Origin of the sequence: Janthinobacterium sp. BJB301 (genome assembly GCF_002735685.1) — a bacterium.
GTDB classification, from domain to species: domain Bacteria; phylum Pseudomonadota; class Gammaproteobacteria; order Burkholderiales; family Burkholderiaceae_D; genus Janthinobacterium; species Janthinobacterium lividum.
Genome location: NZ_PDZJ01000007.1, coordinates 208308 through 224094 on the forward strand (window position 1 = coordinate 208308; position 15787 = coordinate 224094).

The 15787-nt window shown below is 60.8% G+C and carries 12 protein-coding genes; 5 read left to right on the forward strand and 7 right to left on the reverse strand.

Going from position 1 to position 15787, the window contains the following annotated elements; genetic code table 11:
* The first annotated feature begins 50 nt into the window (after nucleotides 1–50).
* The 3 genes from CSQ91_RS27580 to CSQ91_RS27590 all read left to right on the forward strand — a co-directional run bounded on the left by CSQ91_RS27580 (nucleotide 51) and on the right by CSQ91_RS27590 (nucleotide 4710).
* The gene (locus tag CSQ91_RS27580; protein WP_099390182.1) at nucleotides 51–965 is read left to right on the forward strand and encodes a DMT family transporter; all 915 of its coding nucleotides are present in this window, start codon (nucleotides 51–53) and stop codon (nucleotides 963–965) included.
* 41 nt (nucleotides 966–1006) lie between these two features.
* Complete coding sequence (locus tag CSQ91_RS27585; RefSeq protein WP_099390183.1) at nucleotides 1007–2620, forward strand: toxin-antitoxin system YwqK family antitoxin; 1614 nt, start codon at nucleotides 1007–1009, stop codon at nucleotides 2618–2620.
* A gap of 350 nt (nucleotides 2621–2970) precedes the next feature.
* The gene (locus tag CSQ91_RS27590) at nucleotides 2971–4710 is read left to right on the forward strand and encodes a methyl-accepting chemotaxis protein (RefSeq protein WP_099390184.1); all 1740 of its coding nucleotides are present in this window, start codon (nucleotides 2971–2973) and stop codon (nucleotides 4708–4710) included.
* A 1-nt stretch (nucleotide 4711) separates the two neighbouring features.
* On the opposite strand, the gene CSQ91_RS27595 is transcribed toward CSQ91_RS27590, so the two are convergent.
* Nucleotides 4712–5863 carry an AI-2E family transporter gene (locus CSQ91_RS27595; RefSeq protein ID WP_070280107.1) on the reverse strand — a complete coding sequence of 384 codons (1152 nt, stop codon included), beginning with the start codon at nucleotides 5861–5863 and terminating at the stop codon, nucleotides 4712–4714.
* Nucleotides 5864–6026: 163 nt separating this feature from the next.
* Nucleotides 6027–7037, reverse strand: a complete 1011-nt coding sequence (locus CSQ91_RS27600) for a hypothetical protein (RefSeq protein ID WP_143451109.1) — start codon at nucleotides 7035–7037, stop codon at nucleotides 6027–6029.
* A 123-nt stretch (nucleotides 7038–7160) separates the two neighbouring features.
* Between CSQ91_RS27600 and CSQ91_RS27605 the strand changes: the two genes are divergently transcribed.
* Nucleotides 7161–7511, forward strand: a complete 351-nt coding sequence (locus CSQ91_RS27605; protein ID WP_070280105.1) for a hypothetical protein — start codon at nucleotides 7161–7163, stop codon at nucleotides 7509–7511.
* Here CSQ91_RS27605 and CSQ91_RS27610 read toward each other — a convergent pair.
* The 5 genes from CSQ91_RS27610 to dnaA form a co-directional block, all read right to left on the reverse strand.
* Nucleotides 7508–8569, reverse strand: coding sequence for a GGDEF domain-containing protein (locus tag CSQ91_RS27610; protein WP_099390186.1), 1062 nt, complete (start codon nucleotides 8567–8569; stop codon nucleotides 7508–7510). The two genes, CSQ91_RS27605 and CSQ91_RS27610, sit on opposite strands and share 4 nt — an antisense overlap.
* A 201-nt stretch (nucleotides 8570–8770) precedes the next feature.
* Nucleotides 8771–9691 carry a bifunctional helix-turn-helix transcriptional regulator/GNAT family N-acetyltransferase gene (locus CSQ91_RS27615; RefSeq protein ID WP_099390187.1) on the reverse strand — a complete coding sequence of 307 codons (921 nt, stop codon included), beginning with the start codon at nucleotides 9689–9691 and terminating at the stop codon, nucleotides 8771–8773.
* A 144-nt stretch (nucleotides 9692–9835) separates the two neighbouring features.
* The gene (gene gyrB, locus CSQ91_RS27620; protein ID WP_099390188.1) at nucleotides 9836–12334 is read right to left on the reverse strand and encodes a DNA topoisomerase (ATP-hydrolyzing) subunit B; all 2499 of its coding nucleotides are present in this window, start codon (nucleotides 12332–12334) and stop codon (nucleotides 9836–9838) included.
* Nucleotides 12335–12487: 153 nt separating this feature from the next.
* A complete protein-coding gene (gene dnaN, locus CSQ91_RS27625; RefSeq protein WP_034754341.1) occupies nucleotides 12488–13594 on the reverse strand; it encodes a DNA polymerase III subunit beta in 1107 nt (368 codons plus the stop codon).
* A 150-nt stretch (nucleotides 13595–13744) separates the two neighbouring features.
* Nucleotides 13745–15139 (reverse strand): chromosomal replication initiator protein DnaA, encoded by a 1395-nt coding sequence (dnaA, locus tag CSQ91_RS27630; protein ID WP_034781304.1) that lies wholly within the window; start codon nucleotides 15137–15139, stop codon nucleotides 13745–13747.
* A gap of 513 nt (nucleotides 15140–15652) precedes the next feature.
* On the opposite strand from dnaA, the gene rpmH reads away from it, so the two are divergent.
* Nucleotides 15653–15787, forward strand: coding sequence for a 50S ribosomal protein L34 (gene rpmH, locus CSQ91_RS27635; RefSeq protein ID WP_010401996.1), 135 nt, complete (start codon nucleotides 15653–15655; stop codon nucleotides 15785–15787).

Below are 15787 nucleotides of genomic sequence, written 5' to 3' on the forward strand. Positions count from 1 at the left end.
CGGCGCGCCTGCGGCATGATGGTTTCCCGCAACTATTCCTGGAGCTTCGCATGCCTGTGCGCGCCTATCTGTATCCATTTCTGGCCATGCTGCTGTGGGCCGGCAACGTCGTCGTCTCGAAGCTGGCGGCGTCCAGCATCGCCCCCACCGCCATCACTTTTTACCGCCTGGTGCTGGTCTTGCTGGTGATGACGCCGTTTATCGCCCGCCCCCTGTGGCGCAACCGCGCCGCCATCTGTCGTCAGTGGTGGCAGCTGGCCCTGTGCGGCGTGATGTCGATGGCGCTGTTCCAGAGCCTGTCCTACCGCGCCGCCGAATCGACGACGGCGACGAATATGGCCATCGTCACGGCGCTGGCGCCGCTGATGACGGCCTTGCTCAGCGTGCTGCTGCTGGGCGAGCGATTGACAGTCGGCATGGCGGCCGGCGGCGTGCTGTCGTTTGGCGGCTTGCTGTACCTGGTGGGGCGCGGCGACGTGCTGGCCTTGCTGCATCAAGGCGTGCATGCGGGCGATGCGCTGATGCTGCTGGCTTGCCTGAGTTTTGCCCTGTATGGCGTGCTGCTGCGCCGCTGGCGTTTGTCCATTCCCGCCTGGCAAGCCATTTATTGCCAGGCCTTGGCAGCCCTGGCGTGCATGCTGCCGCTGTTCCTGCTGCTGCCGGCCGGCAGCGCCAGGCTGGACGCTACGACCTTGCCGCTGATCGGCTATGCCGGCATCGGCTCGTCCATCGTGCTGTCCTACCTGTGGATTGAAGGGGTAAAACTGCTGGGGCCGAACCGCTGCAGCATTTACGTCAACCTGCTGCCCCTGCTGACGGCCTTGCTGGCCATCGTCTGGCTGCACGAAAGCATGCATGTGTACCACCTGGTCGGCGGCGGCATCTCGCTGCTGGGCGTGCTGCTGGCGCAGACGGTGCAGCGGCCCCTGTGGCGCCAGCGTCCTGGCGTGTCCGGTCTTGCCTGAATGGCCATGCATAATGGCGGTTTTCAGGCAGTGGAGTTGGCATGCGGCAAACATTTTGGATCAGCACGATGGCGGCGCTGCTGGCGCTGGGTACCTTGGCGCCTGTGCGGGCGGCGGTCCGGTTCTACGAGGGTCAAGCGATGGCCACCGCCAGCGTTGTCGAGCGCCGCGATGGCGGCGTGGTGTTGGCCTTCCTGCGGGAAAATGGCGAAGTCAACGGCTACTATTGCCAGTGCAATGGGGATAGCGAGAAGCGCATGAACCTGGACAAGTATGGCAAGGCCAGCATCGCGGCCGTGTTCCAGCTTGACCTCGACAGCGAAGGTGAAACCACGTTCGTGCTCAGCCGCAGCAGCGATAAGCTCTTTGGCTTGCATGCCTACCGCTACGAGCGCAGCGGCGGCAGGATGTTCAAGGTGGCCACCCTGCAGCCCACCCTGGACGCCATCGTGCGCGGCGCGAAAACCATGGACGAGGCGCGGGTGCGCGCTGCGCTGGCCCGCTTGCAGCTGATCGACTACAGCATCGCGTACGCACCCACGGGCGTGGCCGAGTTCGACGCCATCGAGCATGGCCACGGCACCCTGGTCGGCTATTTCAATATCGATGGCGAGTTATTGCCCGGCAAGCCGGCGGACGCCCCGGCATTTGCCTATAAAAAAACTTTCCAGGAAAAGGAGGGCCATTTCCTCACGGTCACCTATCTGCTGGGCAAGGGCTGGGAAGGCGGGCGCGCGCCCAGCTATCACGTCAAATGGATCACCTGGGAAACGCAGCCGCAGCGCTTTGCCGCCTGCCAGGATGGGCTGCTCATCGAATACGACGTGAATTGCTGCACGGGCAACGTATATGCCCGTGGCCGGTATGCGCAAGGCAAGCGCACTGGGCAGTGGCACTATGAAGAGCCGCTCACCATCCGCTCGGTTGGCGCGTTTGTCGACGACAAGGCCGAAGGGCCGTGGACGTATGAAAGCGGCGAGGAAACGACAACGGGCATGATGCAGCGGGGCCAGCGCACGGGCCGCTGGGAAGTGAGCCCGGGCGTGGACGAATGGCGCGACGAGGGCAAGGGCAATTACGAGGGTTTCGATACCTACGTCAAAGACAGGCTGGACGGCCCCAGCGAGCGCCGTATCGGTACGCTGGTGCATTGGCAGGGCAACTATGTGAATGGCAAGAAGCAGGGCCAGTGGATCGAGCCGGGCGGTGGCGGTCTGTATGTTGATGACATCAAGCAGGGGCCTTGGAAGAAGGCGACGCCGGATGGCGGCTGGCAAGTGCTGACCATGCGCGATGGCGAACCGGAAGGCAAGCTGGAACAATATGCGGCCGGTGGCCAGCTGGAACTGGTCGAACATTACCGCTTTGGCGAGCTCGATGGCCCGATGGAGAGTTTTTATCCGGATGGCAAGCGGCGTTACCAGGGTGCGTTTGCCAACGGCAAGCGCGATGGGGAGGAAACCCTGTTTTATCCCGATGGCGAAGTGCCGCAATTTCACCGTAGCTGGCACAAGGGCGTGCTGCATGGCGTCAATATCGAGAATTTCCAGAACGGCAAACCAAAGCGGATAGGCGCCTACAACATGGGCATGAAAACGGGCCGGTTCCAGTATTTCCGCGACGATGGCCAGCTCATCGAAGAAACCATGTATTAACTTGTTAGCTAGCATAAATGGCATTCCCACGCGACCTTGCACGGCAGCGGAATGCCAGTTCTGCGCAAAAAACATCATCCGCTTGTTACAAAGCGTGAAAATCAATAGTGGATGTTGCTACTAGTAAACTTTCCCTGTATCTTGCAGTCAGGAAATTAAAAGTACAGGAAACCTCGACCTCGTTGCCCTGTATTGCACTCCTGACGATATGCGCGGGCCGCCTTCCCCCCTGCCGCCGCACACGCCGTATCGACCTGTCCTGAACAATTCACGTGACCCGCCCCATTGGCGTTTGCCGCTATCTCGTCCGGCATGCGCAGGCAAGGTTGCGCCCTTACCAAGGAAACTGCATGCTGTCGAACATAACAATAAAAATGCGCCTGATCGCCACCATGAGTGTGCTGGGCTTGCTGATCGCTGTCTTGGGCGCGATGAGTATCATCAGCCTGAAATCGGCCAACAACAGCCTCAACGAGGTCTACAGCAATCAGCTGGCATCGACGCAAGCCATCGGCGAGTCGCAGATTTCCCTGGGCCGCGCCCGCTTCACGATGGATCGCGTAATGGTGCACCCCGAAGCGGCCGACGCCAAGGATACCCTGGCCCGTGCGGAACAATTCATGGAAGCCTCCAACAAGTCCTGGAAGGTGTACCTCGCCTTGCCGCAAAGCACGGACGAAAAGCGCCTGTCCGACGACATGGACAAGAAACGCAGCGATTACATGAGCAACGGCTTGCTGGTCATGAGCAAGGCTTTGCGTGAAGGCAACGTCGCTCAAGCGGACGGTTTGATGATGACGGGGCTGACGCCGCTGTACCGCACCCTGGACCAAGCCGCCGAAACATTGACGCAATACCAGGCCACGTCGGCCGCCGCGATGTATGCGACCAGCCAGTCCAGTTACCGCACCCAGGTGGCCATGGCCATCGGCGGTATGATCGTCGGCGCCTTGCTGACGATTATTTCCAGCATCTTGCTGCTGCGCGCCATCTTCGGCCCGCTGAACCAGGCCCTGCGCCATTTCGGCGCCATTTCCGACGGCAACCTGGCCAACGACATCGTCATCACGCGCAACGACGAGATGGGCGCCTTGCTGACGGGCTTGCAGAAAATGCAGGAACGCCTGTCGAACACCGTGCGCGGCGTGCGCGACGGCAGCGGCGCCATCGCCACGGCCAGCAATGAAATCGCTTCGGGCAACCTGGATCTGTCGAGCCGCACGGAGCAGCAAGCGTCGAGCCTGGAAGAAACAGCTTCCTCGCTGGAAGAGTTGACCTCGACCGTCAAGCAGAATTCCGACAATGCGCGCCAGGCAAACCAGCTGGCCGTGTCCGCATCGGACGTGGCCGTCAAGGGTGGCGCGCTGGTGGCGCAAGTGGTCGATACCATGGGCACCATCAGCGAATCGTCGAAAAAGATTGCCGACATTATCGGTGTGATCGATGGCATCGCCTTCCAGACCAACATCCTGGCCTTGAATGCGGCCGTGGAAGCGGCGCGTGCCGGCGAACAGGGCCGTGGCTTTGCCGTCGTCGCCACGGAAGTGCGCAACCTGGCGCACCGCTCGGCCAGCGCCGCCAAGGACATCAAGATGCTGATCGAAGCGTCGGTACAGAACGTGGGCGCCGGTAGCGAACTGGTCAGCCAGACGGGCACGACGATGGACGAGATCGTGGCCAGCATCCGCCGCGTGACGGACATCATGGGCGAAATCAGCGCTGCCGGCCGCGAGCAGGAACTGGGCATCGGCCAGATCAATCAAGCCGTGGCGGAAATGGATACCGTGACGCAACAGAATGCGGCGCTGGTGGAAGAAGCGGCAGCCGCTTCGGAATCCATGCAGGAGCAGGCGGCCGCGCTGGCCGAGATGGTCAGCATTTTTAAACTCGACGCCAATCATAGCGGTCCGGCAGCGGCCAAGCCTGCCTTGCGCAAGCCTGTCGTGGCCGCCGCTAGCACGGGCTTGAAACGCCCGGCGCTGCGCCTGGCGCCGGCCCGCGCCGCTGCTGCACCGGCTGCTGCCGCTGCGGCAAAACCGCGTCCGGCCAAGCCTGCTGCCGATAACAGCGGCGAGTGGGAAGAGTTCTAAGTTACTGCGCTGGCAGGGTGGCCTTGCTGCCCTGTTCCTGCAAGCGCGCCGCCTCGGCCAAGGCCTGGGCGCGCGCTTCTTCCGCCGCCTGTTCCGCTTTCTCATGCGCATCATGGCGCGCCTGCAAGGCCGCCCTGGCACGCACAAAGACGATCTTGATGGCCGCCATCACGGGCACGGACAGGAAGATGCCCACCACGCCACCCAGCTGGTCGCCGGCCAGCAAGCCGACGATCACCATCAGCGGGCTTACTTCCACGCCTTCGCTCATCAAGTATGGGTTGACCACGTAATCCTGGAACAAACGGTAGGCGGCAATAAAGCCGATCAGCCAGAACACGTGCTCGAAGCCGCTGAAACCGGCCACGACCACGGCGATGACGGCCGCCGCCAGCGGGCCGGCAAACGGGATGAATTCCAGCAAGGCGGCCGCGCCGGCCAGCAGCAGGCTGTACGGCACACCCATCAGGGAAAAGGCGATGCTGTAGGACACAAAAGTGGCGATCGACAACAGCAGCAGGGCGCGCACATAGCGCGACAGCAAGATGTCGAGGTCATCGATGATGGCGCCCCAGAGTTTCTTGTTCGGGCGGTTCAGCAAGGAGAGCAAGCCGTCGCGCATGTCCGGCCCTTCCTTGATCAGCAAAAAGCTCAGCACGGGCACCAGCACCAGATAGATCAGGTTGCTGGCCGCATGCATGACGGTCAAGCCCAGTTCTTTCGCCAGCGGCATGGCTTGTCCCGTCCCGCTGCTCAGCTGTGTCTGCATGAACGACAGCAGGCGCGCGCGCAACGGTTCCATGAATTCCGGCAGAGGAATGCGCTCGGCAAAATTATTCCCCTTGAGCAAGGTCGGCAATTGATCGCTGAGCTTGATCGCCTCTTCCTCGATCCGCGCCCCGAAGATCGACCCCAGCACCGCCACCAGCAAGATCACCACCAGGAAGACGATGCCGATACTGGCCGTGCGCGGCAGGCGCTTCGGCCCATACCGCTCCAGCAGCCCGATCAGCGGATACACGAGGTAGCTGAAGAACACCGCGAACACCACCACGATCAGGGTCGACGACACCTTGTACGTGATGAATAACAAAAAAGCGACGAGAAAAGCCGTCCACACCATCTTGGCGACGCGCAAGTTAAAACCGAACATATGAATTCCTTAGGGCAGGATGCTACGCAAGCGTGGCTGGCTTGAAGGGCAGGGTGGGCAAGGCAGGGATCGGGCCGCGCCGCACGGCCGGAAATCATACCGCAAAATGCCAAAATGCCATGCCCTTGTGCGGAATAGCAATGTTTTCCCTGTGTGCCTCCGCTTATTTTGTTCGCCAGAAGGCTACGGTAATGAAGACGCCGTTTTCCTTGTCCGGCTCGCGCAAGGTCACCGTGTAGCGGCCGCTCGTATCGCTGCCCGTGAACACGACCTTCTCGTCATGCCCCTTCACTTGCGCGCCCTTGGCCAGTTTGGCATAGGTGTTGAGCACCCAGTGGAAATCGGCATAGCTGCGCAGGGTGATGCTGGCATCGGGCATGGGCTCGTCGCCGGCCTCGGCCGCTTCCGTGGGTGTGCGCATGGGCAAACCCGCCAGGCCCGCCGGCGCGATGAGTTTGCCGCCGCTGGAACTGCTGTTGAGTTCCGCATTCGGCAGCAGCAGGTGTAGCAAGCTTGCGGGAAAGCCGGGCGGCACGTCGGGCTGTTCCCAGCCGGGCTGGCCGGGGCGGGTCGTGATGTATTCCACCACAGCAATGCTTTGCCGCTGTTCCGGCGCAGCCTGTGCCAGCATAGTCGGCAACTGCCGCGCCCAGACCAGCAGCGGCGCGGCCATCTCGTCCTCCGCGCCGGGCGGCAGGAACAGCGTCAGCACGGCATGCGTGGATGGCAGGCAGGCGGGCGCGGCGTCGCCGATGGCGGCCTGGCAATGGCCGTTGACAAGGCCCAGCGCCAACAGCTTGCGTTGCGGATCGAACAGCATGGCGGCGCGCCATGCACCGTGCGTGCTGGCATCGATGGAGGCCAGCACCGAGCGCCCGTCGGGCAGCATGGTGCGCGTGATGTCATCGAGTGAATGCATGCTGTCGAGCACCTGGCGCGCGATCAGGGTATCGCCCTGCGTATAGCTGCCGCGTGCATAGCCGAGCAGTTTCAAGACGTCGGCGCGGATCTCGGGATGCGCGCTCAGGCGCAGCGGCGGCGATGGGACAGGCACGGTGGCGGCCACGAAGGTGGCATCCTCGGCAGGAATGGCTTGCGCCATGCTGGACAGCGGCAGGCACAGGGCGGCGCACAGCGACAGCATGCGAAAAGTGATGTTTCCTGGGGTGTTCAATGGCAATCCTTGTCGAGACGCCATGCCGGACGGCTTGCCGGCATGCGCGGGCAGCGATCTTAGCATTTCAGGAATAAATCTCTTTCTGCTAAGCTTGGTTATTGAATCACTGTTCCCGTTGCCATGGCCCAGATTACTATTTCCTGCAGTATCCCTGTCGACGATGCGGCAGTGACCGAGTTCCTGCACAAATATCTGGGCCGCTCGCGCGTCGGCTCGGCCAAACTGTTGCGTATGGGAGAGACGGGCTGTTTTTATACCTGTCCCTTGTTTCTGGATGACCACGCCAAGGTGAGCCGTTTGATCCGCCGCATGCTGGCGTTCTTTGAGAGCAAGGACATCCCCTTGACGATCCTCAAGATCGGGGCCCAGGACAGCTGGTACGAGGTAGATCCCGAGCAGCGTGACCCGTGGAAGATTTCCCCGCAAGCCTTGCTGGCGCTGCTCGATGCCAAGCAGGACGCCAATGCCTAGGCGGCGTTGAGCACGTAGCGGTTCTTGCCGTTTTTCTTGGCCTGGTACAAGGATTCATCGGCGCGCCGGTAGCTGTGCGACAAGTCCGTTTCCTTGATCAGTTCCGCGATGCCGATGCTGACGGACACCTTGCGTTCCGGCACAAAGGCCGCTTCGACGGCATCGACCAGTTGCGCGGCAAAGGCGCAGGCCGCGTTCTTTTCGCCCAGGTAAATGACGGCAAACTCCTCGCCGCCCAGGCGTCCGCACAGGTGCTCGCCCGCTAGCCCACCGATGACCTCGGCGATCTTTTTCAGCACCTCGTCGCCCACGTCATGGCCGTACACATCGTTGATCTGCTTGAAGTCGTCGATGTCGATCATCAGGAAATACGCAGGCGTGCACGCCGTGCGCTGCAAGGTGCGGGCGCTTTGCGTGAACATGCGCCGGTTGTTGAGTCCGGTCAAGCCATCCTTGTAGGCCATGGTCGCCAGTTCGCGCTGGGAACGGTAGTTATGGATGCGCAAGACGAGAAAATAGATATTCAGCGCCAGGCCGATGATCACGCTGATGGTGACGGCCAGCACGGGCCAATGCTGGTCAGCCTGGCCCGCATGCACGGGAAACTGCCCCAGCCCAAGGATGGCCCACACGCACAGCGATACGCCCAGGTAATACGCGATGCCGCTGAAGATGGGCGCCGTCGTCAGGGTGATCATCACGCCCAGCGGCAATACCCAGAAAGCGGGATCGTCCGTACCCAGCATCAGCACGCGAAAGCTGAAAGCGATGAACAGCACGCTGATCGTACCGCTGACGATGATCGCTTGCAGCGACTTCGCATACCTGGTCAGCACCAGCCCGACCACCATGCCCGTCACGCCCAGCGCCGCCTGCGCATGATCGAGCGAAGCGCGCGACAAGGTCAGGCTGAACGTGACCAGCCAGCAAGCCAGGCCAAACGTCAGGATCGCTATCGAAATGAAATGCAGTTCCTTGAAAAAGCGCTGCTGCTGCTCCCGTTCTCCTGAAAAGAACAGGTAATAGAAGGCAGGAGACAGGCTGCGCGAAGTGAACATTGCATTTGTCCAGGCAGACAACACGCCTTGCGGCAGGGACGCCTCCCGGCAACGGCAGGCGGCATGGCGCGCGCACAAAATTAGTTGCGCTCAGGAACTAGTGTACTGGTTTCTTGAGGGCAGTGGGGAGAGTGCCGAGGAAAACGGCTGACACTGTCCTGCCGCCGACACAGTGGCATATGGCGGTGGCAGCGCGGGTCGTCACAGGTCGCGCGCCAGCACCTGGCCGATCAAGTCCTTGCCAAAGCTGTGATGCGCCTCTTCCTCGACCATCTGGAAGCCGGCCTTGTCGTAGATGCGGCGCGCATCGGTGAGGATGCTGTTGGTCCATAACACCATTTTTGCATAGCCCGCCTGGCGGCTGAAGCGCAGGCATTCATCGACCAGGCGGCTGCCGATGCCCAGGCCGCGCGCGCAGGGATCGACATACAGCAGGCGCAGCTTGGCCGTTGTGTCGTCCTGGCGCACGATGAAGACGGAACCAATTACCTTGCCGTCCTTCTCTGCTATCCAGCAGCGCTCGCGGACCGGGTCGAATTCCCGCACGAACTTGGCGAGGATGTCGGCGACGAGCGCCTCGTACTCGTTGTTCCAGCCATATTCCTGCGCATACAGCACGGCTTGCCGGTGGATGATCCAGCCCATGTCGCCCGGCTGCGGATTGCGCAGGAGATAGCTGGGCGATGGTTCCCCCAGCAAACCCTGGATTTGCTCCATGGCAGCGACCAGCTCCTGCTGCGCCGTCGGCGGCAAGCGTTCCAGCATGGCGGCCACATCGCGCCGCGAGGCGTCGACCAGGGGCGCGAGGGTGCGCTGCCCCTGTTCGGTCAGCTGCAATTGCGCCGCGCGCGCATCCGTCGGCGAGCGCGTCTTGGCGATCAGCCCCTGCTTTTCGAACCCGGCAATGACCCGGCTCAGATAGCCCGCATTCAAGCCCAGCTCGCGGCACAGGTCCGCGCTGGTCAGTTGCTCACGATGCGCCAGTTCATACAGGATGCGCACCTCCGTCAGCGAAAACGCGCTGTCCAGCAAGTGTTCATGCAGCACGCCAATCTGGTGCGTATAGAAACGGTTGAAACGACGCACGATCTCCGTGCGCTCGCCGAGTTGATCCGCGTGCATATGCTATCTCCCATTTACTTGCTTATGGCAGATTATTGCTTGCTTTTGGCAAGTATGTCAATCTGGCGGCAGGATACTTGCGTGCAAAAAAAAGCGGCCCTGAAGAGGGCCGCCTTGGCTGCAACGAAAACCAGGGACGCTGGCTTACACGTCGATATTCCCCGCACGCAGCGCGTTGTTTTCGATGAAGGCGCGGCGTGGTTCCACGTCGTCGCCCATCAAAGTCGTGAAGATTTGATCTGCCGCAATGGCGTCTTCGATCTGCACTTTCAGCAGGCGGCGGACGGTCGGGTCCATCGTCGTTTCCCACAGCTGATCCGGGTTCATTTCGCCCAGACCTTTGTAGCGCTGTTTCGAAACCGTGCGTTCGGCTTCGTCGCGTAGCCATTGCATGGCCTGGTGGAAGTCGGCCACGGCGATTTCCTTGATGCGCTCGCCTTCGCCGCGGCGGACAAACGCGCCTTCGCCGATCAAGCCTTCGAAGGTGGCGGCGCCGCTGCTCAGTACGGCGTAGTCGGGACCTTGCACGAAGTCGGCGTCGATGGCGCTGACTTTCACGTTGCCGTGGTGCATGCGCTCGATGCGCAGCATGTGTTTTTCCGACAAGTCGTCGGAACGCACATGCACGCGCACGGCGTTGTCGTTGATGGCCGTCTGCAGGGCCAGGGCGGAGGTTTCCGCCAGGTCCAGGGTCGACAGGTCCAGCTGCACGCCCGTCATGATGGCTGTCAGGGCGGCGCGGTCGATGACGCGCGTCAGACGGGTCATGATGGTGTTCGACAGGTTGAACTTGCGCACCAGTTCCGTCAGGGTTTCGCCGGAAATGCCTTCCGCGCCTGTGCGCGGCACCAGCACGGCCGTGTTCAGCGCCACCGTCATCATGTAGCTCGCTTCCTCGGCGTCATCTTTCAGATAGCGCTCGTCGCGGCCGGCTTTCACCTTGTACAGCGGCGGTTGCGCGATGTAGATGTGGCCGCGCTCGACCAGTTGCGGCATCTGGCGGTAGAACAGGGTCAGCAGCAGGGTACGGATGTGGGCGCCGTCGACGTCCGCATCGGTCATGATGATGATGCGGTGGTAGCGCAGTTTCTCGACGTTGAATTCGTCCGGTCCGATCGAGGTGCCGAGTGTGGCGATCAGGGTGGTGATCTGCTCCGACGACAGCATTTTCTCGAACCGGGCTTTTTCCACGTTCAAGACTTTACCGCGCAGCGGCAGAATCGCCTGGAACTTGCGGTCGCGCCCTTGTTTTGCCGAGCCACCTGCCGAGTCACCCTCGACGATGTACAGTTCGCACAGGGCGGGGTCTTTTTCCTGGCAGTCGGCCAGCTTGGCCGACAGGCCCAGGCCGTCCATGATACCTTTGCGGCGCGTCAGATCGCGGGCCTTGCGTGCCGCTTCGCGCGCGCGCGCCGCTTCGACGATCTTGCCGCAAATGATCTTGGCGTCGTTCGGTTTTTCCTGCAGGTAGTCGGCCAGGGTCTTGGCGACGATCTCTTCGACGGGACCGCGCACTTCGCTCGACACCAGCTTGTCTTTCGTCTGCGACGAGAATTTCGGTTCCGGCACTTTCACCGACAAGACGCAGGTCAGGCCTTCGCGCATGTCGTCGCCGCTGATTTCCACTTTCGCCTTCTTGGCGAACTCGTGTTCATCGATGTATTTGTTGATCACGCGCGTCATGGCCGCGCGCAAGCCCGTCAGGTGGGTACCGCCGTCGCGCTGCGGGATGTTGTTCGTGAAGCACAGCACCTGTTCGTTGTAGGCATCGTTCCACTGCATCGACACGTCGACCGAGATGTTCGTGCCCTGGTCCGACAGGCGTTCGCCCGTGGCTTGGAAAATGGTCGGGTGCAAGACCGATTTGGCCTTGTTGATGTACTCGACGAAGCCGCGCGTGCCGCCTTCGAAGGCGAAGATTTCTTCCTTGCCCGTGCGCTGGTCGGACAACTTGATGTTGACGCCATTGTTCAGGAAGGACAGTTCGCGGATGCGCTTGGCCAGGATTTCGTAGTGGAATTCCACGTGCGTGAAAATCTCTTCATCGGCCCAGAAATGCACGTCGGTGCCGCGCTTGTCCGTGTCGCCGATGACCTTGATCGGCGAGGTGGCGATGTCGCCGACCATGACGATCTGGCGGTCTTGCGGCACGCCGCGCACGAATTCCATGTGATGCACTTTGCCGTCGCGGCGGATGGTCAGTTTCAGCAGTTTCGACAGGCCATTCACGCAAGACACGCCCACGCCATGCAAGCCGCCCGAGACTTTGTACGAGTTCTGGTCGAACTTGCCGCCCGCGTGCAATTCGGTCATGACGATTTCCGCCGCCGAACGCTTCGGATCGTGCTTGTCGTCCATTTTCAGGCCGGTCGGCACGCCGCGGCCATTGTCGGTGATCGAGATCGAATTGTCGCTGTGGATGGTGACGTGGATTTCCGTGCAGTGGCCGGCCAGCGATTCGTCGATCGAGTTGTCCAGCACTTCGAATACCAGATGGTGCAAGCCGGTGCCGTCCGAGGTGTCGCCAATGTACATGCCCGGGCGTTTGCGTACGGCTTCCAGGCCTTCCAGGATCTGGATGGAGGCGGCGCCGTATTCTTCCGTTTTGGCCTGGATCGGGGTGTCTTGTGGATTCTCGGACATGGACTGCTTTCTCAAATAACGATTGCTGATTGATTCGGGGCTGCTGGCTGATGACCGTCTGTCGGGTTGGCCGGAACGGCGTAACCCGACAGACGGCGATTCAGCATGTCGGATTACGCTGCGCTAATCCGACCTACGTCACTGCTGTGGTCTTTAGATGCGCATCGGCATGACGACATACTTGAAGTCGGCATTGTCCGGGATGGAGATCAGGGCGGACGAGTTCGAATCGCCCAGCGCGATGTTGACGTATTCGCATTTCAGGTTGTTCAGCACGTCCAGCAGATACGTCACGTTGAAGCCGATGTCGACGGAGTCGCCGCCGTAGTCGATTTCCAGCTCTTCGACGGCTTCTTCCTGGTCCGCATTGGTCGAGCTGATCTTCATGCTGCCCGGGGTGATGATGCAGCGCACGCCCTTGAACTTGTCGCTGGTCATGATGGCGGCACGTTGCAGCGAGCGCAGCAGTTCATCGCGGCCGATGGTGAAGTCGTTTTTGTAGCCTTTTGGAATCACGCGCGTGTAGTCGGGGAACTTGCCTTCCACCAGCTTCGAGATCAGCTCGATGTCGGCAAAGGTCAGTTTCACCTGGTTGGCGGCGATGTCCAGCTGCACCGGCTCATCGTTCTCTTCCAGCAGGCGCTGCAGCTCGATGATGGTCTTGCGCGGAATAATCACTTCCTGGCGCGCGAACGTCTGCTCGGTGGCGACCTGGCAAAACGCCAGGCGGTGGCCGTCGGTGGCCACGGCGATGACATTATTGCCATCCAGAACCAGCAGCAAGCCGTTCAGGTAATAGCGGATGTCTTGCTGCGCCATCGAAAAATGCACCATGTTGAACAGGTGCTTCAGCGTTTTTTGGGGCAGGGTGACGGACGCGTTGTAGCTTTCCGCCTGTTGCACGGTTGGAAACTCTTCCGCCGCCAGGGTTTGCAGGGCGAAGCGCGACTTGCCCGTTTGCACGGTCAGGCGCTTGTTCAGCAGGGTCATCGTGACGTCGCCCGATTCGGGCAGGGCGCGCAGGATGTCCAGCAGCTTGCGCGCGGCCACGGTGGTGCCGGTGACGTCCGCGCCGGAACCGATTTCCGCGTGCGTGGTGATCTGCACTTCGGTGTCGGTCGACAGGAAGGAGACATTTTCACCGTCTTTGCGGATGAGGATATTGGCCAGAATCGGCATAGTGTGCCGACGCTCGACAATACCGCTCACGATCTGCAGTGGCCGGAGAAGGGTATCTCGGGTGGTTTTGACCAATTGCATATTTATCCTCAATGTATAGGTTGAACAGTACGACGTTTAACGTATTAATTTAACAATTGTTGCCATGGGAAGCCCCGACAGACCGGCTGCGGTGCCCTCCCAGATAATAAGGGTAAAGCACGTTTTGAGCCAGTCTTGCCAAAGCCGTGCTTAGCCCTTCAACGTTTGCTCCAGCACATGCAACTCGTGGTTGCATTCCGGGTTCTTGGTACGGTCCAGCGCGATCTTGCGCACGGCATGCAGCACCGTGGTGTGGTCGCGGCCGCCGAACAGCTCGCCGATTTCTGGCAGGCTCTTCTGTGTCAATTCCTTGGCCAGGTACATGGCGATCTGGCGCGGCCGGGCGATATTCGCGGGGCGGCGCTTCGAATACATGTCGGCAACCTTGATATTGAAGAAGTCGGCCACCGTTTTCTGGATGTTTTCCACGGAAATCTGGCGGTTCTGCACCGACAGCAAGTCCTTCAGGGCTTCCTTGACGATATCGATGGTGATGTCTTTGCCATGGAAACGCGAATACGCCAAAATTTTGCGCAGCGCGCCTTCCAGCTCGCGCACGTTCGAGCGCAAATGCTTGGCGACAAAGAAGGCCACGTCGTCAGAGAAGGTCACGCCTTCCTGTTTGGCTTTTTTCAGCAGAATCGCCACGCGCATTTCCAGTTCCGGCGGTTCGATGGCCACCGTCAGGCCCGAGTCGAAGCGCGAGATCAAGCGGTCGTCCATGCCCGTGATTTCCTTCGGATAGGTATCCGAGGTGATGATGATTTGTTTCTTCGCGGCAATTAATGCCTCGAACGCATAGAAAAACTCTTCCTGCGTGCGGCTCTTGCCGCCAAAGAACTGGATATCATCGATCAGCAGCATGTCGAGCGAGTGATAGTAATGCTTGAAGTCGTCGAAACCCTTGCGCTGGTAAGCGGTCACTACGTCGCGAACGTACTGTTCCGCGTGGATGTAGCGGATCTTCGCGCCCGGATTGTCGGCCATCACCTGGTTGCCGATGGCGTGGATCAAGTGGGTCTTACCCAGGCCGACGCCGCCGTAGAAGAACAGCGGGTTGTACGACACGCCCGGATTGTTCGCCACCTGGATGGCGGCGGCGCGCGCCAGCTGGTTGGCTTTACCCGTCACGAAGCTGTCGAAGGTCAGGTCGGTGTTGATGCGGCTCTGCTCGCGGCGCGGCGCGGCGCCAATGCTCAGTTCCGGCACGCTGGGCTGCGGCTCCGCGGCGCGCGCGCTGGGCGCGCCGCCATTCGGATCGCTGGCCGGGGTGCTGGCGGTGACGGGTTTCTTCGGCAGGGCCAGGCGCGGGTCGAGCACGAACTGCACTTCCGTCGGCGCTTCGAAGTACTGAATGGCCAGGGCAGTGATGCGGCTGGCGAACTGGGTCTTGACCCAATCGAGCTTGAAGCGATTGGGCGCAGCAATGCGCAGCTTGCCCTCTTCGTAATCGAGAGGGATAAGCGGTTTGATCCACGCACTGAATTGTTGCGGTGTCAGCTCCAGTTCCAACTGCGCGGAACAGGCCTGCCAGAAATTATCCATGTATGTCTATGTGAAAAGGTGTGGGAGGGCGTATCGATTCTGCCCTGCGTTCACCGTGTTGCAAGGCCGGCGTCGCGCGAGGGCTCGCCACACGTAACGCGCTATTCTACTCCCGACTGCGAAAGTTATCCACAGGCACGGCTGTTATTTTTGTGTGGCGGGGTGGGGCGCCGTGTGCATAAGAGGCGACTTATCCCCCGGTTATCCCGTCACAGGCAGTGCTGGCGCGGCCTGTGGCGGGGCCTTGCCGGCAGATGGGGAGCGGCGCGCAAATTTCCAGGCGATCACGGCAATCCTTGACAAGAGGGGGGCATATGCTGAATAATTCAGGGTTCCCCGCCCGTATTCCGTGTTTATTCATTTGGAACGACAATATGGACTAAGCGTGGATTAAGCGGGCGATGAGATTGGCCAGCTTGTGCCTTGGCATAAGTGCGCGATTGTCATTGGCACCAAAAACTGACGGGACGTCAGACCCGATTTTGCATTTTTTTTGTTTTTAGCGAGACCAACATGAAACGTACTTACCAACCTTCCGTCGTTCGCCGCAAGCGTACGCACGGCTTCCGCGCTCGTATGGCTACCCGTGGTGGCCGTGATGTGCTCAACGCACGTCGCGCAAAGGGCCGCAAACGTCTGGCCGTCTAG

Coding starts and splice junctions, on each gene's coding strand:
- CSQ91_RS27580 (WP_099390182.1), top strand. CDS start 51: ATGCCTGTGCGCGCCTATCTGTATCCATTTCTGGCCATGCTGCTGTGG.
- CSQ91_RS27585 (WP_099390183.1), top strand. CDS start 1,007: ATGCGGCAAACATTTTGGATCAGCACGATGGCGGCGCTGCTGGCGCTG.
- CSQ91_RS27590 (WP_099390184.1), top strand. CDS start 2,971: ATGCTGTCGAACATAACAATAAAAATGCGCCTGATCGCCACCATGAGT.
- CSQ91_RS27595 (WP_070280107.1), bottom strand. CDS start 5,863: ATGTTCGGTTTTAACTTGCGCGTCGCCAAGATGGTGTGGACGGCTTTT.
- CSQ91_RS27605 (WP_070280105.1), top strand. CDS start 7,161: ATGGCCCAGATTACTATTTCCTGCAGTATCCCTGTCGACGATGCGGCA.
- CSQ91_RS27610 (WP_099390186.1), bottom strand. CDS start 8,569: ATGTTCACTTCGCGCAGCCTGTCTCCTGCCTTCTATTACCTGTTCTTT.
- CSQ91_RS27615 (WP_099390187.1), bottom strand. CDS start 9,691: ATGCACGCGGATCAACTCGGCGAGCGCACGGAGATCGTGCGTCGTTTC.
- gyrB (WP_099390188.1), bottom strand. CDS start 12,334: ATGTCCGAGAATCCACAAGACACCCCGATCCAGGCCAAAACGGAAGAA.
- dnaN (WP_034754341.1), bottom strand. CDS start 13,594: ATGCAATTGGTCAAAACCACCCGAGATACCCTTCTCCGGCCACTGCAG.
- dnaA (WP_034781304.1), bottom strand. CDS start 15,139: ATGGATAATTTCTGGCAGGCCTGTTCCGCGCAGTTGGAACTGGAGCTG.
- rpmH (WP_010401996.1), top strand. CDS start 15,653: ATGAAACGTACTTACCAACCTTCCGTCGTTCGCCGCAAGCGTACGCAC.